23 protein-coding genes and 1 pseudogene are annotated in these 26,840 nt (G+C 60.1%); 5 read left to right on the top strand and 19 right to left on the bottom strand.

Features of this window, described 5'->3' with window-relative positions:
• Window positions 1-132 precede the first annotated feature (132 nt).
• The 5 genes from nuoF to PBDP_RS18965 form a co-directional block, all read right to left on the bottom strand.
• Window positions 133-1,491: an NADH-quinone oxidoreductase subunit NuoF gene (nuoF, locus tag PBDP_RS18985; protein ID WP_109755559.1), complete on the bottom strand. Its 1,359-nt coding sequence runs from the start codon at window positions 1,489-1,491 to the stop codon at window positions 133-135.
• The gene (nuoE, locus tag PBDP_RS18980; protein ID WP_212801151.1) at window positions 1,488-1,985 is read right to left on the bottom strand and encodes an NADH-quinone oxidoreductase subunit NuoE; all 498 of its coding nucleotides are present in this window, start codon (window positions 1,983-1,985) and stop codon (window positions 1,488-1,490) included. Before nuoE ends, nuoF begins: the two co-directional genes overlap by 4 nt.
• A gap of 2 nt (window positions 1,986-1,987) precedes the next feature.
• Window positions 1,988-3,772, bottom strand: a complete 1,785-nt coding sequence (gene nuoC, locus PBDP_RS18975) for an NADH-quinone oxidoreductase subunit C/D (RefSeq protein ID WP_063320475.1) — start codon at window positions 3,770-3,772, stop codon at window positions 1,988-1,990.
• A gap of 72 nt (window positions 3,773-3,844) precedes the next feature.
• A complete protein-coding gene (locus PBDP_RS18970) occupies window positions 3,845-4,519 on the bottom strand; it encodes a NuoB/complex I 20 kDa subunit family protein (protein WP_003180065.1) in 675 nt (224 codons plus the stop codon).
• 10 nt (window positions 4,520-4,529) lie between these two features.
• Window positions 4,530-4,943 (bottom strand): NADH-quinone oxidoreductase subunit A, encoded by a 414-nt coding sequence (locus PBDP_RS18965; RefSeq protein ID WP_003203367.1) that lies wholly within the window; start codon window positions 4,941-4,943, stop codon window positions 4,530-4,532.
• Window positions 4,944-5,802: 859 nt separating this feature from the next.
• Here PBDP_RS18965 and PBDP_RS30380 point away from each other — a divergent pair.
• A pseudogene (locus PBDP_RS30380) lies at window positions 5,803-6,819 on the top strand (methyl-accepting chemotaxis protein); the annotation flags it as partial.
• Complete coding sequence (locus PBDP_RS30375; RefSeq protein WP_370873823.1) at window positions 6,805-7,722, top strand: methyl-accepting chemotaxis protein; 918 nt, start codon at window positions 6,805-6,807, stop codon at window positions 7,720-7,722. The pseudogene PBDP_RS30380 and the gene PBDP_RS30375, both read left to right, overlap by 15 nt.
• Before the next feature lie 130 nt (window positions 7,723-7,852).
• Here PBDP_RS30375 and aceA read toward each other — a convergent pair whose 3' ends face one another.
• The 9 genes from aceA to PBDP_RS18915 form a co-directional block, all read right to left on the bottom strand.
• A complete protein-coding gene (aceA, locus tag PBDP_RS18955; protein ID WP_109755556.1) occupies window positions 7,853-9,178 on the bottom strand; it encodes an isocitrate lyase in 1,326 nt (441 codons plus the stop codon).
• A gap of 456 nt (window positions 9,179-9,634) precedes the next feature.
• Window positions 9,635-10,396 carry a secretin N-terminal domain-containing protein gene (locus PBDP_RS18950; protein WP_212801149.1) on the bottom strand — a complete coding sequence of 254 codons (762 nt, stop codon included), beginning with the start codon at window positions 10,394-10,396 and terminating at the stop codon, window positions 9,635-9,637.
• A gap of 284 nt (window positions 10,397-10,680) precedes the next feature.
• On the bottom strand, window positions 10,681-11,106 hold the full coding sequence (locus tag PBDP_RS18945; RefSeq protein ID WP_116832848.1) for a GNAT family N-acetyltransferase: 426 nt from the start codon (window positions 11,104-11,106) through the stop codon (window positions 10,681-10,683).
• Window positions 11,099-12,265: a ribosomal protein uL16 3-hydroxylase gene (locus PBDP_RS18940; RefSeq protein WP_116832847.1), complete on the bottom strand. Its 1,167-nt coding sequence runs from the start codon at window positions 12,263-12,265 to the stop codon at window positions 11,099-11,101. Before PBDP_RS18940 ends, PBDP_RS18945 begins: the two co-directional genes overlap by 8 nt.
• A gap of 84 nt (window positions 12,266-12,349) precedes the next feature.
• On the bottom strand, window positions 12,350-13,720 hold the full coding sequence (purB, locus tag PBDP_RS18935) for an adenylosuccinate lyase (RefSeq protein ID WP_212801148.1): 1,371 nt from the start codon (window positions 13,718-13,720) through the stop codon (window positions 12,350-12,352).
• Between the two features lie 124 nt (window positions 13,721-13,844).
• A complete protein-coding gene (gene hflD, locus PBDP_RS18930; RefSeq protein ID WP_003203353.1) occupies window positions 13,845-14,468 on the bottom strand; it encodes a high frequency lysogenization protein HflD in 624 nt (207 codons plus the stop codon).
• Window positions 14,465-15,589, bottom strand: a complete 1,125-nt coding sequence (gene mnmA / locus PBDP_RS18925; protein ID WP_212801147.1) for a tRNA 2-thiouridine(34) synthase MnmA — start codon at window positions 15,587-15,589, stop codon at window positions 14,465-14,467. The genes hflD and mnmA overlap by 4 nt, the downstream gene beginning before the upstream one ends.
• A 60-nt stretch (window positions 15,590-15,649) precedes the next feature.
• Window positions 15,650-16,096, bottom strand: a complete 447-nt coding sequence (locus PBDP_RS18920) for an NUDIX hydrolase (protein WP_109755551.1) — start codon at window positions 16,094-16,096, stop codon at window positions 15,650-15,652.
• 234 nt (window positions 16,097-16,330) lie between these two features.
• Window positions 16,331-18,556 (bottom strand): NADP-dependent isocitrate dehydrogenase, encoded by a 2,226-nt coding sequence (locus tag PBDP_RS18915; protein ID WP_109755550.1) that lies wholly within the window; start codon window positions 18,554-18,556, stop codon window positions 16,331-16,333.
• Window positions 18,557-19,038: 482 nt separating this feature from the next.
• On the opposite strand from PBDP_RS18915, the gene icd reads away from it, so the two are divergent.
• The gene (gene icd / locus PBDP_RS18910) at window positions 19,039-20,295 is read left to right on the top strand and encodes an NADP-dependent isocitrate dehydrogenase (protein WP_024779303.1); all 1,257 of its coding nucleotides are present in this window, start codon (window positions 19,039-19,041) and stop codon (window positions 20,293-20,295) included.
• A gap of 80 nt (window positions 20,296-20,375) precedes the next feature.
• On the opposite strand, the gene PBDP_RS18905 is transcribed toward icd, so the two are convergent.
• Complete coding sequence (locus tag PBDP_RS18905; RefSeq protein ID WP_109755549.1) at window positions 20,376-20,645, bottom strand: cold shock domain-containing protein; 270 nt, start codon at window positions 20,643-20,645, stop codon at window positions 20,376-20,378.
• Window positions 20,646-20,871: 226 nt separating this feature from the next.
• Here PBDP_RS18905 and clpS point away from each other — a divergent pair, with 226 nt between their 5' ends.
• Together clpS and clpA are read left to right on the top strand one after the other, a co-directional pair.
• Window positions 20,872-21,234 carry an ATP-dependent Clp protease adapter ClpS gene (gene clpS, locus PBDP_RS18900; protein WP_109755548.1) on the top strand — a complete coding sequence of 121 codons (363 nt, stop codon included), beginning with the start codon at window positions 20,872-20,874 and terminating at the stop codon, window positions 21,232-21,234.
• 29 nt (window positions 21,235-21,263) lie between these two features.
• Window positions 21,264-23,534: an ATP-dependent Clp protease ATP-binding subunit ClpA gene (gene clpA / locus PBDP_RS18895; protein ID WP_003203340.1), complete on the top strand. Its 2,271-nt coding sequence runs from the start codon at window positions 21,264-21,266 to the stop codon at window positions 23,532-23,534.
• 279 nt (window positions 23,535-23,813) lie between these two features.
• Here the strand turns inward: clpA and infA are convergent, their stop codons facing one another.
• From infA to trxB, 4 genes are all read right to left on the bottom strand, one after another.
• On the bottom strand, window positions 23,814-24,032 hold the full coding sequence (gene infA / locus PBDP_RS18890; RefSeq protein ID WP_002553999.1) for a translation initiation factor IF-1: 219 nt from the start codon (window positions 24,030-24,032) through the stop codon (window positions 23,814-23,816).
• 122 nt (window positions 24,033-24,154) lie between these two features.
• Entirely contained in the window at window positions 24,155-24,862 is a 708-nt protein-coding gene (locus PBDP_RS18885; RefSeq protein WP_109755547.1) for an arginyltransferase, read from the bottom strand.
• A 57-nt stretch (window positions 24,863-24,919) separates the two neighbouring features.
• Complete coding sequence (aat, locus tag PBDP_RS18880; protein WP_109755546.1) at window positions 24,920-25,600, bottom strand: leucyl/phenylalanyl-tRNA--protein transferase; 681 nt, start codon at window positions 25,598-25,600, stop codon at window positions 24,920-24,922.
• Window positions 25,601-25,682: 82 nt separating this feature from the next.
• Window positions 25,683-26,642, bottom strand: a complete 960-nt coding sequence (trxB, locus tag PBDP_RS18875; protein WP_212801146.1) for a thioredoxin-disulfide reductase — start codon at window positions 26,640-26,642, stop codon at window positions 25,683-25,685.
• Between the last annotated feature and the right edge of the window lie 198 nt (window positions 26,643-26,840).

Here is a 26,840-nt window from a genome sequence, read left to right as displayed (position 1 = left end):
TTCTTCGTTGGCCCGGTGTCAGCGGGCGTGGCTAATGGAATCTTGTTATTCGTCCGAATCCAAACAGCCTGGGTAAAAGGCGTCATCGGACGAAAGGCGAAGGGCACGGACCCTTCGCCTTTTAAAGCGTCGTTACGCGCCGACCATGGTCGGCGTGACCACCTGGTTGAGATCGCCCGCGCGGGTTGGCGCGATGCCGGCCTCGAATTCAGGGCGGAAGTATTTGATCGCGCTGCCCAACGGCTCCACGGCACCCGGTGCGTGAGCACAGAAGGTCTTGCCTGGGCCGAGGAAACCCACTAGACCCAGCAGGGTCTCGATGTCGCCGGCCTGGCCTTCGCCGTTTTCAATGGCCCGCAGCAGCTTGACGCTCCACGGCAGGCCATCGCGGCAAGGGGTGCAGAAACCGCACGACTCACGGGAGAAGAACTCTTCCATGTTGCGCAGCAGCGAGACCATGTTGACGCTGTCGTCCACCGCCATGGCCAGGCCGGTACCCATCCGGGTGCCCACCTTGGCGATGCCGCCGGCGTACATTTGTGCGTCCAGGTGTTCCGGCAACAGGAAACCGGTACCGGCGCCGCCAGGCTGCCAGCACTTGAGCTTGTAGCCGTCGCGCATGCCGCCGGCGTAGTCCTCGAACAGCTCGCGACCGGTAACGCCGAATGGCAGTTCCCACAAGCCAGGGTTCTTGACCTTGCCGGAGAAGCCCATGAGCTTGGTGCCCATGTCTTCGCTGCCGTCGCGGGCCAGGGATTTGTACCAGTCCACGCCGTCGGCGATGATCGCCGGGACGTTGCACAGGGTCTCGACGTTGTTCACGCAGGTCGGCTTGCCCCACACGCCGACGGCGGCAGGGAAGGGCGGCTTGGAGCGCGGGTTGGCGCGACGGCCTTCGAGGGAGTTGATCAGCGCGGTTTCTTCACCGCAGATGTAACGCCCGGCGCCGGTGTGGACGAACAGCTCGAAATCAAAACCCGAGCCCAGGATGTTCTTGCCCAGCAGGCCGGCAGCCTTGGCTTCTTCCACGGCACGGTTCAGGTGCTTGGCGGCGGTGGTGTATTCGCCGCGCAGGAAGATATAGCCACGGTAGGTCTTCAGCGCGCGGGCGCTGATCAGCATGCCTTCGATCAGCAGATGGGGCAGTTGCTCCATCAGCATGCGGTCTTTCCAGGTGTTGGGCTCCATTTCATCCGCATTGCACAGCAGGTAGCGGATGGTGATGGATTCGTCCTTGGGCATCAGGCCCCACTTCACGCCAGTGGGGAAGCCCGCGCCGCCACGGCCCTTGAGGCCGGAGTCTTTCACGGTCTGGACGATGTCGTCCGCAGCCATGTCGGCAAACGCCTTGCGCGCCGCGGCGTAGCCGTTCTTGGCCTGGTATTCGTCCAGCCACACCGCTTCGCCGTCGTCACGCAGACGCCAGGTCAGGGGATGGGTTTCGGCCGAACGCTGGATGCGGTTGGCGGGCCCGAAGGAAGTCAGGGTCATACGTAGCCCTCCAGCAGTTTGGCGACGCCGTCAGGCTGGACGTCACCGAAGGTGTCGTCGTCGATCATCAGCGCTGGCGCCTTGTCGCAGTTGCCCAGGCAGCACACCGGCAGCAGGGTGAAGCGGCCGTCGGCGGTGGTCTGGCCCAGGCCGATGCCCAGCTCGCTCTGGATTTCGCTGACCACGGACTCGTGGCCGCCGATGTAGCAGACCATGCTGTCGCAGACGCGAATGATGTGGCGGCCTACTGGCTGGCGGAAGATCTGGCTATAGAAGGTGGCCACGCCCTCGACGTCGCTGGCCGGGATGCCGAGGATCTCGCCGATGGCGTAGAGCGCGCCATCGGGCACCCAGCCACGTTCCTTCTGGACGATCTTCAGGGCTTCGATCGACGCCGCGCGCGGGTCTTCGTAGTGATGCAGCTCGTGCTCGATGGCCGAGCGCTCGGTTTCGCTCAAGGCGAAACGGTCTGTCTGGATAAGCGTGCTGTTCATGCTTAGCGGTCCACGTCGGCCATAACGAAATCGATACTACCCAGGTACGCGATCAAGTCCGCGACCATGCTGCCTTTGATCACTGAAGGGATCTGCTGCAGGTGCGGGTAGCTTGGGGTGCGAATCCGGGTGCGGTAGCTCATGGTGCCGCCGTCGCTCGTCAGGTAATAACTGTTGATGCCCTTGGTCGCTTCGATCATCTGGAAGGATTCGTTGGCCGGCATGACCGGGCCCCACGAAACCTGCAGGAAGTGCGTGATCAGGGTCTCGATGTGTTGCAGCGTGCGCTCTTTGGGCGGCGGCGTGGTCAGCGGGTGGTCCGCCTTGTACGGGCCTTCCGGCATGTTGCGCAGGCACTGGTCGATGATTTTGATGCTCTGGCGCATTTCCTCGACGCGAACCATGCAGCGATCGTAGGCATCGCCATTGGCCGCCAGCGGTACTTCGAATTCGAAGTTTTCATAGCCGGAGTAAGGACGCGCCTTGCGCAGGTCGAAGTCGCAACCGGTGGACCGCAGGCCGGCACCGGTGACGCCCCATTCCAGGGCTTCCTTGGTGTTGTAGGCAGCGACGCCGATGGTACGACCCTTGAGAATGCTGTTCTGCAGGGCGGCCTTGGTGTATTCGTCCAGGCGCTTGGGCATCCACTCGACGAAGTCCTTGACCAGTTTCTCCCAGCCCCGCGGCAGGTCGTGGGCAACGCCACCGATGCGGTACCAGGCCGGGTGCAGGCGGAAACCGGTGATGGCTTCGATCACCGTGTAGGCTTTCTGGCGGTCGGTGAAGGTGAAGAACACCGGGGTCATGGCGCCGACGTCCTGGATATAGGTACCCAGGAACAGCAGGTGGCTGGTGATGCGGAAGAACTCGGCCATCATGATGCGGATGACGTCGACCTTCTCCGGGACCTTGATCCCGGCCAGTTTTTCCACCGACAGCACGTACGGCAGGTTGTTCATCACGCCGCCGAGGTAGTCGATACGGTCGGTGTACGGGATGAAGCTGTGCCAGGACTGGCGCTCGGCCATTTTTTCGGCACCACGGTGGTGGTAGCCGATGTCAGGCACGCAGTCGACGATCTCTTCGCCGTCCAGTTGCAGGATGATACGGAACGCACCGTGGGCCGAAGGGTGGTTCGGGCCGAGGTTGAGGAACATGTAGTCCTCGTTGGCACCCGAACGCTTCATGCCCCAGTCTTCAGGCTTGAAGCGCGCGGCTTCTTCCTCGAGCTGTTGCTTGGCCAGGGACAGGCTGAACGGGTCGAACTCGGTGGCGCGGGCCGGGAAGTCCTTGCGCAGCGGGTGACCTTCCCAGGTCGGCGGCATCATGATGCGCGACAGATGCGGGTGACCGGGGAAGTCGATCCCGAACATGTCCCACACTTCACGCTCGTACCAGTTGGCGTTCGGCCAGATGCCGGTCACGGTCGGCACGCTGAGGTCGCTCTCGGACAAGGCGACCTTGATCATTACGTCACTATTACGTTCGATCGACAGCAGGTGATAGAACACGGTGAAATCGACGCCGTCGGGCAGCCCTTGACGCTTGGTGCGCAGGCGCTCGTCCACGCCGTGCAGGTCATAGAGCATGACGTACGGCTTGGGCAGGTTGCGCAGGAAGGTCAGGACTTCGACGAGCTTGGCGCGGGCAACCCAAAGCACCGGCATGCCGGTACGGGTCGGCTGGGCGGTGAACGCCTCGGGGCCAAAACGGTTGTTCAGTTCGACGACCACATCCTGGTCGTCTGCCTTGTAAGGCGGGATGTACAGAGCACTGCCTGTAGTCATGGTTATTTATCGCTTTCGGTCAACGTAAAGAATGAAGCCAGGTTCTCGTTTCTTATGCAGAGCAGAGCTGGATCAGACTTCGTCGGGGCTGCGCAGGTTGGTGACTGCGATACGCTGTTCGCGGCGCTGTTCCTTTTGCGATGGCATCTCGGCGCGATAGACGCCTTGATCGCCAACGACCCAGGACAGCGGGCGACGCTCCTGGCCAATCGACTCCTGCAACAGCATCAAGCCTTGCAGGAACGCTTCAGGGCGAGGGGGGCAGCCAGGCACGTAGACGTCCACGGGCAGGAACTTGTCCACCCCTTGAACAACGGAATAGATGTCGTACATGCCACCGGAGTTGGCGCACGAACCCATGGAGATGACCCACTTGGGTTCGAGCATTTGCTCGTAGAGGCGCTGGATGATCGGCGCCATCTTGATGAAGCAGGTACCGGCGATAACCATGAAATCCGCCTGGCGTGGCGATGCCCGGATAACCTCGGCGCCAAAGCGCGCGATGTCGTGGGGCGCCGTGAAGGCGGTGGTCATTTCCACGTAGCAGCACGAAAGGCCGAAGTTGTACGGCCACAGGGAGTTCTTGCGACCCCAGTTGACCGTGCTGTTCAGCACGTCTTCGAGCTTGCCCATGAAGATGTTTTTGTGGACTTGATCTTCTAACGGATCAGCGACGGTTTCCCGCTCGCCAATCGGATACTGCTCGTTAGGAGCATCGGGGTCGATCCTGGTGAGATTGTATTGCATTGCCAAAGCCTCATTGTTTCAGCTTCGCTTGCCGCTTGCGCCGAGCTTCCGGAGCCCAATCAAGTGCCCCCACCCGGTAAAGGTAGACAAGACCTGCCAACAGAATTGCTATGAAAACGAGAGCTTCGACGAATCCGGTCCAGCCGCTTTCGCGGACGGACACAGACCATGCAAAGAGAAAGAGGGCTTCGATATCGAAGATCACGAACAGCATCGCGACCAGATAGAATTTGGCTGAGAGCCGCAAGCGGGCGCCACCGGTAGGTAGCATGCCGGACTCGAACGGTTCATTTTTGCTGCGGCCCCAGGCTTTTGACCCAAGCAGGCTCGACACGCCGAGCATGAAAGCACACAGGCCAACGACGCCCAGAAGGAAAATGGCAAAGCCCCAGTTGTGGGCCATGAGTCCTGTCGCTTCGGACATGCTGGAAATCCTTAACAGAGAGCAAAGGTCTCTGAGCTTGAATGAAATAACGCAGTGACGATATGTCGCAGCAATCAATCGCGGTGATTTTATGGCTAAACACCGGGCAAGTAAAATTCCTATAGCGAAATTATTTATTGGAATAAGGACATAGCGCGCCCCCAAGACCCTGCAGCCCAGGCCCCATGGGCGTTGGCCGACTATTCATTAATAATATTTCGTGCGGAATGCAACAATGATAATGACTTCCAAATGATAATTGTTATTGTTTGTGGCGGCCTTTCTACGCTGCACTTAGTGCCGTGCCTGAGGGGCTGTCTTACATCGCCGCTACTGCAGTTGTCAGCGTCGGACGTTTTACTCCTTTTCGGACTGCCCAATACTGCGTTCGATCAATTTTTCTATCCGTGCGCCGAAGTCTTGTCGGGGAGGGCCCATGCAGGTCGGATCTGCATGGGGACTGCTCCTGTGGGAGTCAAGCTTGCCCGCGATCCCGGCAACGCGGTCCCGAGGCAGACTGCGTTCGCTCTTCGCGGACAAGCCTGACTCCCACAGTTGCAGGCTTGCTCTTACAGCGTAGGTCGCTTCAAAAAAAACGGGTGAAAAAAACCGGGTGCTCAGATCAATGTTGCTCAGTCGGCCCGCGCCTGTGGCCAGGGGATTTGCGCATTAAGCGACACCGTTTTTGCGAGCGAAAATTGGCACGAGATTGGCTTAAGGTCTTGAACGAGTGATATCAAATGGCTATCTTTGTGGTTCATTCATCTAATCATCTATATCAATATTGGTTAGATTTCCGCTCCCTTCTTATATAGCCGCGTCAGTTTTCATCGTTCGCGGCTGATACCAAAGGAATGTCATGAACTCTCGGATCGCGAATATGAGCGTTATGCTCAAGCTGGCTTTGGGCTTTGCTGTTGTGCTGCTTTTGACCGCTATTGTCGCCGCGACCGGCTGGTTCAGCCTGGGGAAAATGATCGAGCGCACTGATCGAATGACTAGCATCACCGAGCTCGGCAACCGTCTCGATCACCTGCGCAGGGCGCGCTTGCAGTACCAGTTGGACAGGGGTGATGAACAAAAGGGTGCATTGATCCAGGCGTCGCTGGAGCAGTTCGTCACCCAGCAGAAAATCCTGGCAAAAGAGCTGAAGAAACCTGAAAACCTGAACAAACTTGCGCTGATCGAGCAGGCCAGCACGCAGTATCAAGTGGCACTGAATACGATGCGCGAGGCTTATCGCAATGACGCAGCCATGCGCAAGGAGATGGGCGTCAATGCGGTCAAGGGCGCCGCGCTGATTGCCCAGGTCATCACTGACGTAGAAGCGATGCCTGCCTCGGATGAGCGCTTTGACCTTTATAAGCTCATCCTCAAGGCCAAGGAGGACGTGGCGCTGGTGCGTTATGAAGTGCGTGGCTATACCGGCAACCCCAACAGCGCCACCGAACAAGCCGCCACCCGCCAGCTCGAAAATGCGTTCAAGAGCATCGAAACACTCAAGAGCGCTTTTGGTCCCACCTATACCGACACCATCAAGCAACTGGAAACCGCGTTGATTGCTTACCGCCGTTCGGTGCAGGACTTCACTGCCAGTAATCAGGCCATTGGCAGGGCCGTGCAGGACACCATCGATTTGGGCGAAACCATCACCCGCCTGACCGATGAAATGTATGCCAGCCAACTGGTCTCCCGTGACGAAGACAGCGCCCAGGCCCGCATCCTGCAACTGAGCTGCACCGCCTTGGCGATGTTGCTGGGGATTTTTGCCGCCCTGATCATCACGCGCCAGATTACGCGGCCGTTGCAGGACACATTGGCTGTGGTCGATCGCATTGCCGCAGGGGACCTCACGCAACACATGATCGTGACTCGTCGTGATGAGCTGGGTGTCTTGCAGCAAGGTATCGAGCGCATGGGCACCACCTTGCGTGACCTGATCGGTGGCATCCGCGATGGCGTCACCCAAATCGCCAGTGCCGCCGAAGAGCTATCGGCTGTCACCGAGCAGACCAGTGCCGGGGTCAATAGCCAGAAAATCGAGACCGATCAGGTGGCGACCGCCATGCACGAAATGTCGGTCACCGTGCATGAAGTCGCGCGTAATGCCGAACAGGCTTGCGCAGCTGCATCAGAGGCCGATGCACAAGCCCGTATTGGCGACCAAGTGGTTGCGCAGGCCATCGTTCAGATCGAGCGCTTGGCCAGTGAGGTCGGGCGCTCGGTCGAAGCCATGAACGAGCTGGAGCAAGAAAGCGGGCGCATCGGCAAGATCATGGACGTGATCAGGGCGGTGGCTGAGCAGACCAACTTGCTGGCCCTTAACGCCGCCATTGAGGCTGCTCGCGCAGGTGACGCGGGGCGCGGTTTTGCCGTGGTCGCCGACGAAGTACGTGGGCTGGCCCAGCGTACCCAGCATTCCACCGAAGAGATTGAAAGCCTGGTGGCGGGTTTGCAGAACGGCACGCGCCAGGTATCGAGTATCATGCAAAACAGCCGTGAACTGACCGACAGCAGCGTGGAGTTGGCCTCCAAGGCCGGCACCTCCCTGGGCAATATCACCCAGGCGGTTTCTGGCATTCAGTCCATGAACCAGCAGATTGCTGCCGCCGCGGTGCAACAAAGCTCGGTGGCCGAGGAAATCAGCCGGAGTGTCCTGAACGTGCGCGATGTATCCGAACAGACCGCCTCGGCCAGCGAAGAAACCGCAGCCTCCAGCATCGAACTGGCGCGCCTGGGTAACCAGTTGCAGCAGTTGGTCAGTCACTTCAAAGTGTGAAAGCTGGGCTTGACGATCACCGTTGCCGGGGAACAACAGGCGAAAAAAAGCCCCGAACCAGTCGGGGCGTCAGATCGTCGGCTTTGCGGTTAGCTTTTATTCGGTCCGCAAGGGCCGTTTACCGCGTGGATCAGTGGAACTGTTCTTCTTCGGTGGAACCGGTCAGTGCGGTCACCGACGAAGCGCCGCCCTGGATCACGGTGGTCATGTCGTCGAAGTAGCCGGTGCCCACTTCCTGCTGGTGCGCCACGAAGGTGTAGCCCTTGGCGGCGTCAGCGAACTCCTGCTCTTGCAGTTTCACGTAGGCGGTCATGTCGTTGCGGGCGTAGTCGTGCGCCAGGTTGAACATGCTGTGCCACATGTTGTGGATGCCGGCCAGGGTGATGAACTGGTGCTTGTAGCCCATGGCGGACAGTTCGCGCTGGAACTTGGCGATGGTCGCGTCGTCCAGGTTTTTCTTCCAGTTGAAGGAAGGCGAGCAGTTGTACGACAGGATCTGGTCCGGGTATTCCTTCTTGATCGCTTCGGCAAAGCGACGGGCTTCGTCCAGGTCTGGCTTGGCGGTTTCGCACCAGATCAGGTCAGCGTATGGCGCGTAGGCCAGGCCGCGGGCGATAGCCTGGTCGAGGCCGGCGCGCACCTTGTAGAAACCTTCCGGGGTACGGGTGCCGGTCACGAACGGTTGGTCGTACGGGTCGCAGTCGGAGGTCAGCAGGTCAGCGGCGTTGGCGTCGGTACGGGCCAGGATGATGGTCGGCACGCCAGCGACGTCGGCAGCCAGGCGAGCAGCGGTCAGCTTCTGCACGGCTTCCTGGGTAGGAACCAGTACCTTGCCGCCCATGTGGCCGCATTTCTTCACCGAAGCCAGTTGGTCTTCGAAGTGAACGCCAGCGGCGCCTGCTTCGATCATGCTCTTCATCAGCTCGTAGGCGTTCAGGACGCCGCCGAAACCGGCTTCGGCGTCAGCCACGATCGGCGCGAAGTAGTCGATGTAGCCTTCGTCGCCCGGGTTCTTGCCGGCTTTCCACTGGATCTGGTCGGCACGACGGAACGAGTTGTTGATGCGCTTGACCACGGTTGGAACCGAATCCACCGGGTACAGCGATTGGTCAGGGTACATCGACTCGGCGGAGTTGTTGTCCGCGGCCACTTGCCAGCCCGACAGGTAGATCGCCTGGATGCCGGCCTTGACTTGCTGCACGGCTTGGCCGCCGGTCAGGGCGCCCATGCAGTTGACGAAATCTTTCTCGGGACGGAAGGCTGGCTTGGCGCCCTGGGTGACCAGGTTCCAGAGCTTCTCGGCGCCCATTTTCGCAAAGGTGTGCTCAGGTTGAACCGAGCCACGCAGACGGACGACGTCAGCAGCGGAATAATTGCGCTTCACGCCTTTCCAGCGCGGGTTTTCAGCCCAGTCTTTTTCAAGGGCTGCAATTTGCTGTTCGCGTGTCAGTGCCATGGAGATAAACCTCGTCGCATAGGTCTTGGTGGAAAATTCCTGCTCCTGCCGACCAGGGGTTGGCGTACAAGTCGGTTCAGGCGGGGAGGCGACGGGATGAACGATGGGCTCGAGGGGAAAGTGAGCAGGTAGGGGCGGACTGCGGGCGCATTCGGGCGTCGTGGGCCTTTAATACGAACTCAGAGTGATGCCGGGTTACCTAGTTACGCTTCCGTCCCTCGGGACAACTTCGTTCCAGTCGCAACCTCGTCAAACACACCTTGTGGGCGGTACAGACACGAATCGGCTCGCAGGGTAGTTGCGAGCGTCGACCCGAAGGCCCTTGCCAGGGCCCCTGATTAGCGGGAGCGAGGCCATCATGCCTTCGGTTTTTTGGCTCGTCAAACGTTTTGTAGTGCTTTTTTTGTAGCACTACATCTTTGGTCTAATACGACTCATCAGTCAGTTTTTGGTGCTTCAGTTCAGGGTATCGACCTTGACCCGCAAAATCATGTCATCGCGGCCCTGGGTCGAGTAGCTGCGGGTCAGACCCTGTTTGTCGGCCTGATTCTGGCGATTGACCCCGGCCAGGGTGATCCATTCGCCCAGGCGACCGCTGACGGTTGTGTCGGTACTTTGAACGTTCACTACATCGGGACGTTCCTGGCTCATGCGGTCACGGTTGGTACTGATGCTCAGATGAACGGTCTCACCGGTGACGCTGGCGGTGACATAAAAACCCTGGGTGACGTTGCGGTATTCGGTCTGGCTTTGCATGCGCCCATAGGTGTCGGTCTGGGTGCTGGTGAACGGCACGCTCTGGCCCACCTGGATCAACGCCGGTTGGCCTTCGCTGGCTTGTACCTGCTGCACGCCGCCTTCACGGCTGGCGGTGCTGCGATTGATGATGCGGGTCTGGCTGGGGGCGGCACCGTTGATCGAATAGCCCTGGTCGTCCTGCAGGTTGTTTTCGTTGGTGTCGACGGTGATCAGCAGGCGCTTGGGAGCGGTATCCAATTGGGCGAGGAATTGCCGGAGTTCTTCGATTTTGCCGGGCTCGGCATTGACGATCAGTTGGTTGCCGTAGGCGCTGACCTGGCCGTCCTTGCCGATGAAATTCTGCGCCACCGGCAGCAGGTCGGCGCTGGTGCGGTAGTTCAGCGGCACGACTTGCGTGTCGGCCATGACCGACAGGCTGCAACCGAGCAGCAGAGTGGTAAGCAGGGTGCGTAAGGACATGTCCATTTCTCCGCGAGACAAAGGCTTGATATTGCCAGTTTGTCGGCCCGGGATGGGGCAAGTTGAATGGTAGACGGCAAAACGCCCCGGCATCGGAGGGTGGCGGGGCGTTTTATGGTGCTGATGATGCTTTTGTGGCGAGGGGATTTATCCCCGTTGGGCTGCGAAGCAGCCCCAACAAGCTAATTGCGTCAACCTGGCACACCACAGTGACTGACTTGAGGGCTGCAGCGCAGCCCAGCGGGGCGGTGCGACGTTTCGCTAAATCCCCTCGCCACAGGGTTTCAGGTGGAATGGCGAACCATGTCCACATGGGGAATTCCGGCTTCCAGGAACTCCTCACTGACCACGGCAAAACCCAGGCGCTCATAGAACGGTGTGGCATGCACCTGGGCGCTGAGCATCTGTTGCTTGAGCCCGCGTTTCTCGGCTTCGGCGATCACGGCGTGCATCAGCGCGTCACCCACCTTCAGGCCGCGCCAGTCCTTGAGGACCGAGACGCGACCGATATGGCCGTCAGTCAACAGGCGAGCGGTGCCAATGGGGAAGTCGCCTTCAAACGCCAGAAAATGCACCGCGCCCTGGTCATCGGCATCCCATTCCAGCTCAGGCGGAACGGACTGCTCGGCAATGAACACGGTTTCACGAATGCGCCGGATCTCGGCGTTATCCTTTTGCCAGTCTGCGACACGAACGTGAATTTTATTCATCAGCGAACCCCAGGCTGCCTTGCTTGACCAGCTCGCAGACCAGGCCGCGACCGTCTTCATCGGCCAACCACGGGCCAAGGTTCTCGATGTGCAGGGCGTCGGCGGCGCAGATCATTTTCAGCAGTTCGCGCAGCTTGCCCGGCAGGTAACGGCTCTGGCCGCTGGCGAACAGCAGCAGGTCATCATCGACTTCCGACCAGGCCAGGCGCGCACTCGGATTGCGAATGATCACTGCACCTTGTTCCAGGCTGGCCAGCAGGTCGTCTTCTTCCAGCTCCGGGCCCACCACCAGTTCCGGGTAGCGCGGCTCGGTCATGAACTGGCCGAACCAGGTCAGCAGCAGGCGTTCGTCGCTCATGTGTTCGGCCAGCAGGCCCTTGAGGCGGTCGAGAGCGTCCTGCTGGATCTGGTGCGGGTCGGCTACAGGGCGTGCGTCGGCGTCGGTGTAGCGTTCTTCGTCCGGCAGGAACTGGCTGAGGAAGTCGGTGAAATGGGTCAGTACTTCGGCGGCGCTAGGCGCACGGAAACCCACCGAGTAGGTCATGCAGTCGTCCACGGCCACGCCACAGTGAGCCAGGCGCGGCGGCAGGTAGAGCATGTCGCCCGGTTCCAGGATCCATTCGTCGGTGGCTTCGAATTCGGCGAGAATGCGCAGGTCGGCGTGTTGCAGCAGCGGGCTCTCGGAGTCGCACATCTGGCCGATTTTCCAGTTGCGCTGGCCATGGCCTTGCAGCAGGAACACGTCATAGTTATCGAAGTGCGGGCCCACGCTGCCACCCGGGGCGGCGAAGCTGATCATCACATCGTCGATGCGCCAGCTCGGCAGGAAGCGGAAGTTCTCAAGCAGCTCGCTGACTTCCGGTACGAACTGATCGACAGCCTGTACCAGCAGGGTCCACTCGCGCTCTGGCAACTTGCTGAATTCGTCTTCGGCGAACGGGCCGCGACGCAGTTCCCAAGGGCGCTCGCCGTGCTCGATCACCAGGCGCGATTCGACTTCTTCTTCCAGGGCCAGGCCGGCCAGTTCGTCGGCGTCGATGGGGCTTTGGAAGTCAGGAATCGCCTGACGGATCAGCAGCGGTTTTTTCTGCCAGTAGTCGCGCAGGAACTCCCGTGCCGTAATGCCGCCCAGGAGTTGCAGAGGAATATCAGGATTCATGTGTAACCTATTGAAAAAATATACTTTTCAGCCGCGAATAAAAACGCCCGGCGCGGCCGGGCGTCTCAAAGGTAAAGCCGTGGATCAGATGCGCTTGGCTTGTGCCGCTGCGTTGCCGATGTAGCTGGCCGGCGTCAGCTTTTTCAGCTCGGCGCGAGCGTCGGCAGGCATGTCCAGGCCATCGATGAAAGTCTGCAACGCTTCAGGGCTGATGCCCTTGCCACGGGTCAGTTCTTTCAGCTTTTCATACGGGTTTTCGATGTTGTAGCGACGCATCACGGTCTGGATCGGCTCGGCCAGGACTTCCCAGCATGCGTCCAGGTCGGCGGCAATCTTCTGCTCGTTCAGTTCCAGCTTGCTGATGCCCTTGAGGCTGGCTTCGTAGGCAATGACGCTGTGGGCAAAGCCCACGCCCAGGTTGCGCAGTACGGTGGAATCGGTCAGGTCGCGCTGCCAGCGGGAGATCGGCAGTTTGCTCGCCAGGTGCTGGAACAGCGCGTTGGCGATGCCCAGGTTGCCTTCGGAGTTTTCGAAGTCGATCGGGTTGACCTTGTGCGGCATGGTCGAGGAACCGATTTCGCCGGCGATGGTGCGCTGCTTGAAGTAACCCAGGGAGATGTAGCCCCAGATGTCACGGTCGAAGTCGATCAGGATGGTGTTGAAACGGGCGATCGCGTCGAACAGCTCGGCGATGTAGTCGTGCGGTTCGATCTGGGTGGTGTACGGGTTGAAGCTCAGGCCCAGCTCGTCTTCGATGAAGGCGCGGGCGTTGGCTTCCCAGTCGATGTCCGGGTAGGCCGACAAGTGAGCGTTGTAGTTGCCCACGGCACCGTTGATCTTGCCCAGCAGCGGCACGGCGGCAACCTGGGCGATCTGGCGCTCCAGGCGGTACACCACGTTCGCCAGTTCCTTGCCCAGGGTGGTCGGCGAAGCCGGTTGACCGTGGGTGCGCGACAGCATCGGCACGTCGGCGAAGCGGATCGCCAGCTCGCGGATGGCCTGGGCGGTCTGGCGCATCAGCGGCAGCATCACCTCATCACGGCCTTCGCGCAGCATCAGGGCGTGGGACAGGTTGTTGATGTCCTCGCTGGTGCAGGCAAAGTGGATGAACTCGCTGACGTTGGCCAGTTCTGGCAGTTTGGCCGCCTGCTCCTTGAGCAGGTATTCGATGGCCTTGACGTCGTGGTTGGTGGTGCGCTCGATCTCTTTGACGCGCTCGGCGTGCTCCAGCACAAAGTTTTCTGCCAGGGCGTTCAGCACCGCGTTGGCTTCGGCGGAAAACGCCGGCACTTCGCTGATGGCAGGATGGGCGGCCAGGCGCTGGAGCCAGCGTACTTCAACCAGGACGCGGGCACGGATCAAGCCGTACTCGCTGAAAATCGGGCGCAGGGCCTGGGTTTTGCCGGCGTAGCGGCCGTCAACAGGGGAAACCGCAGTGAGCGAAGAGAGCTGCATGGGGTGTTCTCGGACAGTCGGGCAACGAAATGGGGCGCGTATCATACATGAAAACAATCGCCGGTCCGTCGCCAACTGACCGGCGTATTACGCGTAACGAACTACAAAAACGGGTTGAGGCGACTTATTCGTTGCGCATCAACGGGTAAAGCTCTTTAAGCAATTTGCGCCGGCTGATCACCAGTTGCCAGCGATGGCCGCCCAACTGCCGCCACAGCCGTGCCGAACGAATCCCGGCCAGCAACAGGGCGCGGATCTTCGAGGCATTGCTCGGTTGCTGCAGGTTGCGCATGTCGCCGTGCACCTGGATGCGCTGGCGCAAGGTGCTCAGGGTGTCCTGGTACAGCGCGCCGCAGGCCGCGACGACGTTTTCGTGGGACGGGCCGAAGTGCTCGACCTGGGACTGGATCTGCGGCAAGCGTTTGCCGATGGTCTCCAGCAGGTCGTCGCGCTTGGCCAGCTGGCGCTCAAGCCCCAGCATCGACAAGGCGTAGCGCAGCGGTTCGCGTTGCAGGGCGCTGGGATCGCGTTCCAGGGCGCCGATCAGGGCGCGATAGCCTTCACGCAGGTTCAAATCGTCGCCGCCGTAGACCTCCAGGGTGTCCTTGGGGTCGCGAACCAGCAGGCTGCCGAGCATGCAGGCCACGCCCGCCTCGGTGGCCTGGCCGGTCTTGGCAATCCTGTCCACCAGCACGGCGGCGAGAAACACCCCACCCAATGCTGTCAGTTGTTCCTGGATGGGGGTCATGCCTTGCTGCTCCAGGGTTCCGCGACTTCGATCACGCCGCCGCCCAGGCAGACTTCGCCGTCATAGAACACCACGGACTGGCCGGGCGTGACCGCCCGCTGCGGGTTATCGAAGGTGGCACGGTAGCCCGTGGCGGTTTTTTCCAGGGTGCAGGGCTGGTCGCTTTGGCGGTAGCGAACCTTGGCCGTCAGGCGACGTGGTTCGCTGAGGTCGATCGGGTTGACCCAATAGATGTCGGAAGCGAGCAGGGCGCGGGAAAACAACCAGGGATGGTCGTTGCCCTGGCCGACGATCAGCTCGTTGTGCTCCAGGTCCTTGACCAGCACGTACCACGGCTCTTCGCCAGCGTCTTTCAAGCCGCCGATGCCCAGGCCCTGGCGCTGGCCGATGGTGTGGTACATCAGGCCATGGTGGCGGCCGATGACTTCGCCTTCGGTGGTCTTGATCTCGCCTGGCTGGGCCGGCAGGTATTGCTTGAGGAAGTCGCTGAAGCGGCGCTCACCGATAAAGCAGATCCCGGTGGAATCCTTCTTCTTGGCGGTGGCGAGCTGGTGTTTTTCGGCGATTGCGCGCACTTCGGGCTTTTCCAGTTCGCCAACCGGGAACAGGGTCTTGGCGATCTGTTCGCCGCCGACGGCATGCAGGAAGTAGCTCTGGTCCTTGTTCGGGTCAAGGCCCTTGAGCAATTCAGTACGGCCGTCGATGTCGCGGCGACGCACGTAGTGGCCGGTGGCGATCAGGTCTGCGCCGAGCATCATGGCGTAGTCGAGGAACGCCTTGAACTTGATTTCGCGGTTGCACAGGATGTCCGGGTTCGGCGTGCGGCCGGCCTTGTATTCGGCCAGGAAGTGCTCGAACACGTTGTCCCAGTACTCGGCGGCGAAGTTGGCGGTGTGCAGCTTGATGCCGATCTTGTCGCACACCGCCTGGGCATCCGCGAGGTCGTCCATGGCGGTGCAGTATTCGGTTCCGTCGTCTTCTTCCCAGTTCTTCATGAACAGGCCTTCCACCTCATAACCCTGCTCGATCAGCAGAAGGGCGGAAACGGAAGAGTCCACGCCGCCGGACATGCCGACAATGACGCGCTGCTTGGATGTGTCAGAAGGAGCTGGATCACGCATAGGAGTTTCAATGAGTGTCTTGAAAAAGGACGCGATTCTATCAGGCCCGGGCGCGCAAGGCTAAAGAGAAGGACGGATCAGCGTCAGACTGTGGCGATGGCCGGCCAGATAATCGTCGATGCAGCGGATGATCAGCTCGCTGCGCCAGTGCCCGCGCTGTTCGAGCAACTCGTCGCGAGTCAGCCATTTGGCGCCCAGGATGCCGTCGTCCAGTTGATAGCCGGGGCGATGGTTCAAGGCCTTGGCGGCGAAACAGACCCGCTGGTAGGTCACGCCGTTGCTGGGGGCGGTGTACAGGTAGATCCCCACCACGCTGGTGGGTTCGACGTCCCAGCCGGTTTCTTCCAGGGTTTCGCGCACCGCGGCTTCGATCAGCGTTTCGTCCGGGTCCAGGTGACCGGCGGGCTGGTTGAGCACTGCTCGTCCGCCTTTGGATTCTTCGACCATCAGGAAACGGCCGTGGTCTTCGACGATGGTGGCGACGGTGATGTGGGGTTTCCAGTCCAGGGGGGTTCCTAGATATCAATGTGCATGGAAATTTCAATTTGAAAACAGGCCATTGTGGGAGCGAGCCTGCTCGCGATAGCGGTGTGTCAGTCAGCATCAGGGTTGAATGTTATACCGCTATCGCGAGCAGGCTCGCTCCCACAGGGGGGATATGTTGTCAGGAGGGAAAGTATGGTGTGTCCGGAAACACAAACCCCGGCACCAGGCCGGGGTTCGTGATGTTCCCTTACAACCTTACACCAGCGCAGCAATTGCCGCGTTGAAGGTGGCGCTCGGGCGCATGGCCTTGCTGGTCAGCTCAGGGTTGGCGAAGTAGTAACCGCCGATATCCACTGGCTTGCCTTGAACGGCATTGAGCTCGGCAACGATTTTTTCTTCGTTGTCGGTCAACGTCTTGGCCAGGGCAGTGAACTGAGCCTTGAGGGCTGCGTCGTCGTCTTGGGCGGCCAGTGCCTGGGCCCAGAACAGGGTCAGGTAGAAGTGGCTGCCACGGTTGTCGATGCCGCCGACCTTGCGCGAAGGCGACTTGTTGCGGTCCAGGAACTCACCGGTAGCCTGGTCGAGGGTCTTGGCCAGCACCAGCGCTTTCGGGTTGTCGTAGGTCACGCCCAGGTGTTCGAGAGAGGCGGCCAGGGCCAGGAACTCGCCCAGGGAATCCCAGCGCAGGAAGTTTTCTTCCAGCAGTTGCTGAACGTGCTTGGGAGCCGAACCGCCGGCGCCGGTTTCGAACAGACCACCGCCGTTCATCAGCGGCACGATGGAGAGCATCTTGGCGCTGGTGCCCAGTTCCATGATCGGGAACAGGTCAGTCAGGTAATCGCGCAGTACGTTGCCGGTCACCGAAATGGTGTCCTTGCCTTCGCGGGTGCGTGCCAGGGTGAACTTCATCGCGTCGACCGGCGACATGATGCGGATGTCCAGGCCGGCGGTGTCGTGGTTCTTCAGGTAGGCCTGGACTTTCTCGATCACCACGCCGTCATGGGCGCGCATCGGGTCCAGCCAGAAGATCGCCGGGGTGCTGCTGGCGCGAGCGCGGTTGACGGCCAGCTTGACCCAATCCTGGATCGGCGCGTCCTTGGTCTGGCACATGCGGAAGATGTCGCCAGCCTCGACGTTCTGCTCCAGCAGGGTGCGACCGGTGCTGTCGGAAACGCGTACCACGCCGTTGGCCTTGATCTGGAAGGTCTTGTCGTGGGAGCCGTACTCTTCGGCTTTCTTGGCCATCAGGCCGACGTTCGGCACGCTGCCCATGGTGGTTGGGTCGAAGGCGCCGTGTTGCTTGCAGTCTTCGATCACCGCCTGGTAGATGGTGGCGTAGCAGCGATCCGGGATCACGGCCTTGGTGTCGTGCAGCTGGCCGTCGGTGCCCCACATCTTGCCGGAGTCACGGATCATGGCCGGCATCGAGGCGTCGACGATGACGTCGCTCGGCACGTGCAGGTTGGTGATGCCTTTGTCGGAGTTGACCATCGCCAGGGATGGACGCGCTGCGTAGACCGCCTGGATGTCGGCTTCGATCTGCGCCTGCTGCTCGGCCGGCAGGGCCTTGATGCGGGCGTACAGGTCGCCGATGCCGTTGTTCAGGTTGAAGCCGATCTGCTCCAGCACTTGGGCGTGCTTGGCCAGGGCGTCTTTATAGAACTCGGCAACGATCTGGCCGAACATGATCGGGTCGGAGACCTTCATCATGGTGGCCTTGAGGTGAACCGACAGCAGGACGCCTTTTTGCTTGGCGTCTTCGATTTCAGCGGCGATGAAGTCGCGCAGGGCGTTCTTGCTCATCACGGCGCAGTCGAGGATCTCACCGGCTTGTACGGTGGTTTTTTCCTTCAGGACAGTGGCAGTGCCGTCCTGGGCGATCAGCTCGATTTTCACGCTGCCGGCGGCGTCGATCAGGGCGGCTTTTTCGCTGCCGTAGAAATCGCCGGTGCTCATGTGGGCCACGTGGGACTTGGAGTCGGCTGCCCAGGCGCCCATCTTGTGCGGGTGCTTGCGTGCGTAGTTCTTGACCGACAACGGGGCGCGGCGGTCGGAGTTGCCTTCGCGCAGGACCGGGTTCACGGCACTGCCCTTGACCTTGTCGTAGCGGGCGCGCGCGTCTTTCTCGGCGTCGCTGGACACGGTTTCCGGGTAGTCCGGCAGCGCGTAGCCCTGGGCCTGCAATTCCTTGATCGCGGCCTGCAGTTGCGGCACCGAGGCGCTGATGTTCGGCAGCTTGATGATGTTGGCTTCAGGCGTAACGGCCAGGTCGCCCAGTTCGGCGAGGTGGTCGGCTACGGCTTTGTCGCCCAGTTGCTCGGGGAAGCTGGCCAGGATGCGCCCTGCGAGGGAGATATCGCGGGTTTCCACGGCGATATCGGCCGAAGCGGTAAAGGCTTCGACGATCGGCAGCAGCGAATAGGTGGCGAGGGCGGGAGCTTCGTCGGTGAAGGTATAGATGATCTTCGAGCGGGTGGGCATATTCGGATTAACTCTCTTCTTTGCTAAAGCATGCGCAGAAACTCGAGGGGCGCCGGGTAAGCGCGTTCGTTCAAAGTCATCCGTGAGCCGAATGTCGAGGTTTCTTCGCGGTGATGTTGGGTGCATCAGTCGAGCGTCAAGCGGTTGGGCCGCGGTAACGGTCCGGCTTTTAAATTGGCGGAAAGTCCTGTGATAGAGCCGTCAGCCGTCGTGACCCTGTGGTCAGCGGCGGCATTATACATAGGTAGCTGGCGATCTGCCGATGGTTCATAGACTTCCGTACACGTCCATTGGTCTAAACGTCGCACTACCCATGGAGCGGACTATGCTCATGTTTGGCGCTTTTCCCTTGGTTTTCAGGGTTGTACATGGCGAACTGCAACGCTTTGCCCCTGATGAGCCTAACGTAGGGTTTGCGCGCCGATTCAAGTGGGGTACGCTCGAACGCAGCCAGATGTTCAATCCAAGCAATGGAGTTCAGCATGGGGTATCAAAAGATTCAGGTTCCAGCCGTCGGTGACAAAATCACCGTCAATGCAGACCATTCTCTTAATGTTCCGGACAACCCGATCATCCCTTTCATCGAAGGCGACGGTATTGGCGTCGACATCAGTCCGGTCATGATCAAGGTGGTGGACGCAGCGGTTCAGAAGGCCTATGGCGGCAAGCGCAAGATTTCCTGGATGGAAGTCTATGCCGGCGAGAAAGCGACCCAGGTCTACGACCAGGACACCTGGTTGCCCCAGGAAACCCTGGATGCGGTCAAGGATTACGTGGTTTCCATCAAGGGCCCGCTGACCACGCCGGTGGGCGGTGGTATCCGTTCGCTGAACGTCGCCCTGCGCCAGCAGCTCGACCTGTATGTGTGCCTGCGCCCGGTGCGCTGGTTCGAAGGCGTGCCCAGCCCGGTCAAGAAACCTGGCGACGTGGACATGACGATCTTCCGTGAGAACTCCGAGGACATCTACGCTGGCATCGAGTGGAAGGCAGGTTCGGCCGAAGCCACCAAGGTCATCAAGTTCCTGAAAGAAGAAATGGGCGTGACCAAGATCCGTTTCGACGAGGACTGCGGCATCGGCGTCAAGCCGGTTTCCAAGCAGGGCACCAAGCGCCTGGCGCGCAAGGCCTTGCAATATGTTGTCGACAATGACCGCGATTCGCTGACCATCGTGCACAAAGGCAACATCATGAAGTTCACCGAAGGTGCCTTCAAGGAATGGGCCTACGAAGTGGCGGCCGAGGAGTTCGGCGCGACCCTGCTCGACGGCGGGCCCTGGATGCAGTTCAAGAATCCCAAGACTGGCAAGAACGTGGTCGTCAAGGACGCCATCGCCGACGCGATGCTCCAGCAGATCCTCCTGCGTCCGGCCGAATATGACGTGATCGCCACCCTGAACCTCAACGGTGACTACCTGTCCGACGCCCTGGCGGCGGAAGTGGGCGGTATCGGTATTGCGCCGGGCGCCAACCTGTCCGACACCGTGGCGATGTTCGAAGCCACCCACGGTACCGCGCCCAAGTATGCCGGCAAGGACCAGGTCAACCCGGGATCGCTGATCCTGTCGGCGGAAATGATGCTGCGCCACATGGGTTGGACCGAAGCGGCCGACCTGATCATCAAGGGCACCAACGGCGCGATTTCGGCCAAGACCGTGACCTATGACTTCGAACGTCTGATGGAGGGTGCCAAGCTGGTGTCGTCCTCGGGCTTCGGTGATGCCCTGATTTCGCACATGTAAGCGAGTCGGCGCTCAGCGCAAATGCCCGGCTCGGGTGATCGAGCCGGGCATTTTCATTTGTCCGGGGTGGCGACTGCCGGTCAATGGGCCTCGGTGATCCTGGCATTGACAGGGGCGGGTGTCTCTTCGGCGGTGACAATCCTGATGTTGACCGCGTGCAAGCCCTTGGGTCCCTGGATGACGTCGAACGTCACAGGCTGTCCGGCCTTCAAGGTCTTATAGCCTTCCATGTTGATAGCCGAGTAATGGGCGAAAAGGTCTTCATTGTCCCTGCCGGCCGCGATAATGAAGCCGTAGCCCTTTGCATTGTTGAACCATTTCACCTTGCCATTCATCTTGACGACCGACATAACCCATTTCCCTCTGCAACGCACTCCATCACTGGAGTATCATCCAGTCCATCCGCAGGCTAATCTTGAAAACAGGATAGATTCCACGGACCTTTTTAACCCACGATGGGCTCTATTGGTTGTAACACCGTTTTGCCGATAGTCAAGGTGGCCGGGTGGTCGTGGTTGAAATCGCCCACAAGCGCCCCCATCACTGTATTCGCCAACTAAACGAACCTTTCTTTCCATGCATGCAGTCAGCCAGATTCGACTAACATTCAATCAGGATCGCCCGGATCTACACGACGACGATTCCGCAGGCATTGCTGTTCAGGAGGCAAAGCCTGCATTACAGGCTCCACCGATGTACAAGGTGGTTTTGTTCAATGATGACTACACACCGATGGATTTCGTCGTCGAAGTGCTCGAGTTGTTTTTTAATCTGAACCGCGAGCTGGCGACCAAGGTCATGCTGGCCGTCCATACAGAGGGACGGGCAGTATGTGGAGTGTTTACCCGCGACATCGCCGAGACGAAGGCCATGCAGGTCAATCAGTACGCCCGGGAAAGCCAGCATCCGCTACTCTGTGAAATCGAGAAGGACGGTTAACGCCGACCACTTGGGTATGAGGTGAAGCTATGTTAAACCGCGAGCTCGAAGTCACCCTAAATCTTGCCTTCAAGGAGGCTCGTTCGAAGCGTCATGAATTCATGACCGTCGAACACCTGCTGCTGGCCCTATTGGATAACGAGGCTGCCGCCACCGTTTTGCGTGCCTGCGGCGCGAACCTCGATAAACTCAAGCATGATCTGCAGGAGTTCATCGACTCCACCACGCCACTGATCCCCGTGCATGACGAGGATCGCGAAACCCAGCCAACCCTGGGCTTCCAACGTGTCCTGCAGCGTGCTGTCTTCCATGTACAGAGCTCGGGCAAGCGTGAAGTCACCGGTGCCAACGTGTTGGTTGCCATCTTCAGCGAGCAGGAAAGCCAGGCAGTGTTCCTGCTCAAGCAGCAGAGCGTTGCGCGTATCGATGTCGTCAACTACATCGCCCATGGCATCTCCAAGGTGCCGGGGCATGGCGATCACTCCGAGGGTGAGCAGGATATGCAGGACGACGAGGGCGGTGAGTCTTCTTCTTCAGGCAACCCATTGGATGCCTATGCCAGCAACCTGAACGAACTGGCACGCCAGGGGCGCATCGATCCACTGGTCGGACGCGAGGCCGAGGTCGAGCGCGTTGCGCAGATCCTGGCCCGGCGCCGCAAGAACAACCCGCTGTTAGTGGGCGAGGCAGGCGTGGGCAAGACCGCGATTGCCGAAGGCCTGGCCAAGCGCATCGTCGACAACCAGGTGCCGGACCTGCTGGCCAACAGCGTCGTGTATTCCCTCGACCTGGGGGCCTTGCTGGCCGGTACCAAGTACCGCGGCGATTTCGAGAAGCGCTTCAAGGCGTTGCTCGGCGAGCTGAAAAAACGTCCGCAAGCGATCCTGTTCATCGATGAAATCCACACCATCATCGGTGCCGGGGCTGCTTCCGGTGGTGTCATGGATGCCTCCAACCTGCTCAAGCCGTTGCTGTCTTCGGGTGATATCCGTTGCATCGGCTCGACGACGTTCCAGGAATTCCGCGGGATCTTCGAGAAAGACCGTGCCTTGGCCCGGCGCTTCCAGAAGGTCGATGTGTCGGAGCCTTCGGTGGAGGACACCATCGGTATCCTGCGCGGCCTGAAAGGGCGCTTCGAGCTGCACCACAACATCGAGTACAGCGATGAAGCCCTGCGCGCCGCGGCGGAACTGGCCTCGCGCTACATCAATGACCGGCACATGCCGGACAAGGCCATCGACGTCATCGACGAGGCGGGTGCCTACCAGCGCCTGCAACCCGTGGAGAAACGCGTCAAGCGCATCGAAGTGCCTCAGGTCGAGGATATCGTGGCGAAAATCGCGCGTATTCCGCCCAAGCATGTCACCAGTTCCGACAAGGAGCTGCTGCGTAACCTGGAGCGTGACCTGAAGCTGACGGTGTTCGGCCAGGATGCGGCCATCGACTCGCTGTCGACCGCTATCAAGCTGTCTCGCGCCGGCCTCAAGTCGCCGGACAAGCCAGTGGGCTCGTTCCTGTTCGCAGGTCCCACCGGTGTCGGCAAGACCGAGGCGGCACGGCAATTGGCCAAGGCGATGGGTATCGAGCTGGTTCGTTTCGACATGTCCGAGTACATGGAGCGCCACACCGTGTCGCGTCTGATTGGTGCGCCTCCAGGTTATGTCGGTTTCGACCAGGGCGGCCTGCTGACCGAAGCGATTACCAAGCAGCCACACTGCGTGCTGTTGCTCGATGAAATCGAGAAGGCGCATCCGGAAGTCTTCAACCTGCTGCTGCAGGTCATGGACCACGGTACGCTGACCGATAACAATGGGCGCAAGGCGGACTTCCGCAACGTGATCATCATCATGACCACGAACGCCGGTGCCGAAACCGCAGCTCGCGCTTCGATCGGTTTCACCCATCAGGACCACTCGTCCGATGCGATGGAAGTGATCAAGAAGAGCTTCACGCCTGAGTTCCGCAACCGCCTGGACACCATTATCCAGTTTGGTCGCCTCAGTCATGAAGTCATCAAGAGCGTGGTGGACAAGTTCCTTACCGAACTTCAGGCGCAGCTTGAAGACAAGCGTGTGTTGCTGGAGGTCACCGATGCGGCTCGCAGTTGGCTGGCCGAAGGTGGTTACGATGTGACGATGGGGGCACGACCAATGGCTCGCCTGATCCAGGACAAGATCAAGCGTCCGCTGGCGGAGGAAATCCTCTTTGGCGAACTGGCCGAACATGGCGGTGTGGTTCACATCGACATCAAGGACGGCGAACTGACCTTCGACTTCGAAACTACGGCCGAAATGGCCTGATCACTACCCGCAACAAAGCAAAAGGCGCCGAAAGGCGCCTTTTTTGCTATTTCAGCAATACCTAGTCCCTGTGGGGGGGCTGGATAACTGCAGGATTTGCATCCGCCACAAATCTCCTGTGGGAGCGAGCCTGCTCGCGAAAGCGGTGGGTCAGTTGGCAGTAATGCCGAATGTGCCGGCCTCATCGCGAGCAGGCTCGCTCCCACAGGGGTGTGAGGTGATCGTGGGGGCGGACAAACAAAAACGCCCGGCATCAGCCGGGCGTTTTGTATTGACTTGTTAGCGAGCGCGGTAAGTGATGCGCCCTTTGCTCAAGTCATAGGGCGTCAGCTCGACGCGCACTTTGTCACCGGTAAGAATACGAATGTAGTTCTTGCGCATCTTGCCGGAGATATGCGCGGTTACGACGTGCCCATTTTCCAACTCCACACGAAACATGGTGTTGGGCAGGGTGTCGACGACAGTGCCTTCCATTTCGAAGCTGTCTTCTTTCGACATGCAGTAAAGCCCTCGGTATCCAGTGAATGGCCCGGTGCAACTGCGCCAGGCAAAAGCGGCGTGCATTGTGCCCGAAAAAGGGGGTTCAAGCCAAGGGGTTCTAGCTTTTAAGCCGAAGGGTTCTAACTCAGGACAACCCAGCGTTGGTTTATCAGCAGTTCAATGGGGCGATATTGGGTCTTGTAGTTCATTTTCTTGCAGTTCTTGATCCAGTAGCCCAGGTATACCGCTTCCAGTCCCAGGCGCCGGGCTTCGTTGATTTGCCAGAGGATGGCAAACCGGCCCAGGCTGCGCCGTTCTTCGTCTGGCTCGTAGAAGGTGTATACCGCCGAAAGGCCATTGGGCAGCAGGTCCGTGACGGCGATGGCTACCAGCCGTCCGTCCAGGCGGAACTCATAGAAACGCGAAAACGGCAGGTCACGCACCAGGAAGGTCGAGAACTGATCGCGACTGGGTGGGTACATGTCGCCATCGGCATGGCGTTGTTCGATGTAGCGCTGGTACAGGTCGAAATATTCCTCGGTGAACTGCGGCTTGACCGGGCGGACCTGAAGGTCGGCGTTGCGCTTGAAAATGCGTTTCTGTTGGCGGTTGGGCAGAAATTGCGCGACAGGGATGCGCGCCGGGACACAGGCGTTGCAGTGTTGGCAATGAGGCCGGTAGAGGTGGTCGCCGCTACGGCGAAAGCCCATTTCCGACAGGTCTGCGTAGACATGCACATCCATGGGCTGGCTAGGGTCGAGGAACAGCGTCGTGGCCTGCTCCTCCGGCAGATAACTGCAAGAGTGGGGCTGAGTGGCATAGAACTTCAAACGCGCCAACTCGGTCATGATCGACCCTCGGGATAAGCTTTGAATTTAATTGTAAGCCAGGAGCGCGAATGTCGCTCAGCAAACCCATGTCGCATGGTTGGGTTGGTCCAGATGCGCCTTTAGATAATCGGCAAATTCATTGCGTGGGATCGACCGTGCGCCGAGGCTGTGCAGGTGCTCGGTGGGCATCTGGCAGTCGATCAGCACGAAACCGGCGGCCTTGAGGTGCTGGACCAGGGTGGCGAAGCCGAATTTCGAGGCATTGTCGGCCCGGCTGAACATGGACTCGCCAAAGAACAGCTGCCCCATGGCCAGGCCATACAGGCCACCCACCAACATCCCCTGGTCCCACACTTCCACCGAATGGGCAAAACCGCGTCGGTGTAGTTCCCGATAAGCGGTTTGCATGGCGTCGGTGATCCAGGTGCCCTCGGCATAGTCCCGAGGCGCGGCGCACGCCTGGATGACCGCCGCGAAATCTCGGTCAAACGTCACTTGATAGCGCTGCTTGCGCAGCAGTTTGTCCAGGCTGCGGGATATGTGCAGTTCGTCGGGAAACAATACCGTACGTGGGTCCGGCGACCACCACAGGATCGGTTGCCCCTCGGAAAACCATGGGAAGCAGCCGTGGCGATAAGCCTGGATCAGCCGGTCGGCGGAGAGATCGCCGCCGGCGGCCAATAACCCGTTGGGGTCGCGCATGGCTTTTGCCAGTGGCGGGAATTCGAAGCTGTTGCGTTGTAACCAGGTCAGCATTGGTATCCGGCTTAAGTAGAAGGGGAGGGCGGCAGGCGGCGGGCCTCGCGCATCAGCGAGGACTCGCCTGGAAGGTTAACCGTCAAACGGCAGGGATGTCATCGAGATACTTCTCGGCATCGAGTGCGGCCATGCAGCCGGCGCCGGCGGAGGTGATTGCCTGGCGATAGACGTGGTCGGCCACATCGCCGGCGGCGAACACGCCTTCGATAGCGGTCGCGGTGGCGTTGCCCTCGCTGCCGCCGCGCACGATCAGGTAACCGTCACGCATCGTCAGCTGGCCCTGGAACAGTTCGGTATTGGGTTTGTGGCCGATGGCTATGAACACGCCAGCCAGGGACAGCGTGCTGGTTTCGCCGGTCTCGCTGTGCCGCAAACGCGCGGCAGTCACGCCGCTGGCGTCGCCCAGGACTTCGTCCAGGTTCAGGTTCCAGTGCAGCTTGATATTGCCGTTGGCGGCTTTTTCGAAGAGTTTGTCCTGCAGGATTTTCTCTGAGCGCAGCTTGTCGCGGCGGTGGATCAGGTGCACTTCCCTGGCGATGTTCGACAGGTACAGGGCCTCCTCGACTGCGGTATTGCCGCCGCCGACCACGGCCACCACCTGGTTGCGGTAGAAAAAGCCATCGCAGGTCGCACACGCGGAAACCCCTTTGCCAGCGAAGGTTTCCTCCGAGGGCAGGCCCAGGTACTGGGCCGAGGCACCGGTGGCAATGATCAGCGCATCACAGGTGTAGGTGCCGCTGTCGCCGATCAATTCGAACGGGCGCTGTTGCAACTTGGCGGTGTGGACATGGTCGTAGACGATCTGCGTGTCGAAGCGCTCGGCGTGCCGTTGCATGCGCTCCATCAGTACCGGGCCCGTCAGGCCTTCGACATCGCCGGGCCAGTTATCGACTTCCACGGTGGTGGTGAGCTGGCCGCCGGCCTGCAGGCCGGTAATGACAACAGGTTTGAGGTTGGCGCGGGCGGCATAGACAGCAGCGCTGTACCCCGCAGGGCCGGACCCGAGAATGATCAGGCGTGAATGCTTCACTTCGCTCATAAAAAACACCTCATAAGCCTTTGTCACAAAAGAGAATGCATGGTCCAATTAGCGCGTGTGCAGCCTGAATCCGGCTATGCTGTCAGGCAATGCCTTGGCGTCGACAAACCCGTACAATGCTTGAGTTTTGAGCGCTGGATGGGCTAAAGATCAAAATCTTCGGCAACACCTGTGGTTTTCTGGATGCACCTCACAGTG

Origin of the sequence: Pseudomonas sp. St290 (assembly GCF_018325805.1) — a bacterium.
GTDB lineage: Bacteria > Pseudomonadota > Gammaproteobacteria > Pseudomonadales > Pseudomonadaceae > Aquipseudomonas > Aquipseudomonas bijieensis.
This window is presented reverse-complemented; position numbering and strand designations above follow the sequence as displayed.

Coding starts and splice junctions, on each gene's coding strand:
- trxB (WP_212801146.1), bottom strand. CDS start 26,642: ATGAGCGAAGTGAAGCATTCACGCCTGATCATTCTCGGGTCCGGCCCT.
- PBDP_RS18905 (WP_109755549.1), bottom strand. CDS start 20,645: ATGTCGGTCGTCAAGATGAATGGCAAGGTGAAATGGTTCAACAATGCA.
- nuoE (WP_212801151.1), bottom strand. CDS start 1,985: ATGAACAGCACGCTTATCCAGACAGACCGTTTCGCCTTGAGCGAAACC.
- purB (WP_212801148.1), bottom strand. CDS start 13,720: ATGCAGCTCTCTTCGCTCACTGCGGTTTCCCCTGTTGACGGCCGCTAC.
- PBDP_RS30375 (WP_370873823.1), top strand. CDS start 6,805: ATGATCGTGACTCGTCGTGATGAGCTGGGTGTCTTGCAGCAAGGTATC.
- PBDP_RS18950 (WP_212801149.1), bottom strand. CDS start 10,396: ATGTCCTTACGCACCCTGCTTACCACTCTGCTGCTCGGTTGCAGCCTG.
- PBDP_RS18940 (WP_116832847.1), bottom strand. CDS start 12,265: ATGAATCCTGATATTCCTCTGCAACTCCTGGGCGGCATTACGGCACGG.
- PBDP_RS18945 (WP_116832848.1), bottom strand. CDS start 11,106: ATGAATAAAATTCACGTTCGTGTCGCAGACTGGCAAAAGGATAACGCC.
- clpS (WP_109755548.1), top strand. CDS start 20,872: ATGCATGCAGTCAGCCAGATTCGACTAACATTCAATCAGGATCGCCCG.
- aceA (WP_109755556.1), bottom strand. CDS start 9,178: ATGGCACTGACACGCGAACAGCAAATTGCAGCCCTTGAAAAAGACTGG.
- clpA (WP_003203340.1), top strand. CDS start 21,264: ATGTTAAACCGCGAGCTCGAAGTCACCCTAAATCTTGCCTTCAAGGAG.
- PBDP_RS18915 (WP_109755550.1), bottom strand. CDS start 18,556: ATGCCCACCCGCTCGAAGATCATCTATACCTTCACCGACGAAGCTCCC.
- hflD (WP_003203353.1), bottom strand. CDS start 14,468: ATGACCCCCATCCAGGAACAACTGACAGCATTGGGTGGGGTGTTTCTC.
- nuoC (WP_063320475.1), bottom strand. CDS start 3,772: ATGACTACAGGCAGTGCTCTGTACATCCCGCCTTACAAGGCAGACGAC.
- mnmA (WP_212801147.1), bottom strand. CDS start 15,589: ATGCGTGATCCAGCTCCTTCTGACACATCCAAGCAGCGCGTCATTGTC.
- PBDP_RS18970 (WP_003180065.1), bottom strand. CDS start 4,519: ATGCAATACAATCTCACCAGGATCGACCCCGATGCTCCTAACGAGCAG.
- PBDP_RS18965 (WP_003203367.1), bottom strand. CDS start 4,943: ATGTCCGAAGCGACAGGACTCATGGCCCACAACTGGGGCTTTGCCATT.
- icd (WP_024779303.1), top strand. CDS start 19,039: ATGGGGTATCAAAAGATTCAGGTTCCAGCCGTCGGTGACAAAATCACC.
- PBDP_RS18885 (WP_109755547.1), bottom strand. CDS start 24,862: ATGACCGAGTTGGCGCGTTTGAAGTTCTATGCCACTCAGCCCCACTCT.
- nuoF (WP_109755559.1), bottom strand. CDS start 1,491: ATGACCCTGACTTCCTTCGGGCCCGCCAACCGCATCCAGCGTTCGGCC.
- infA (WP_002553999.1), bottom strand. CDS start 24,032: ATGTCGAAAGAAGACAGCTTCGAAATGGAAGGCACTGTCGTCGACACC.
- aat (WP_109755546.1), bottom strand. CDS start 25,600: ATGCTGACCTGGTTACAACGCAACAGCTTCGAATTCCCGCCACTGGCA.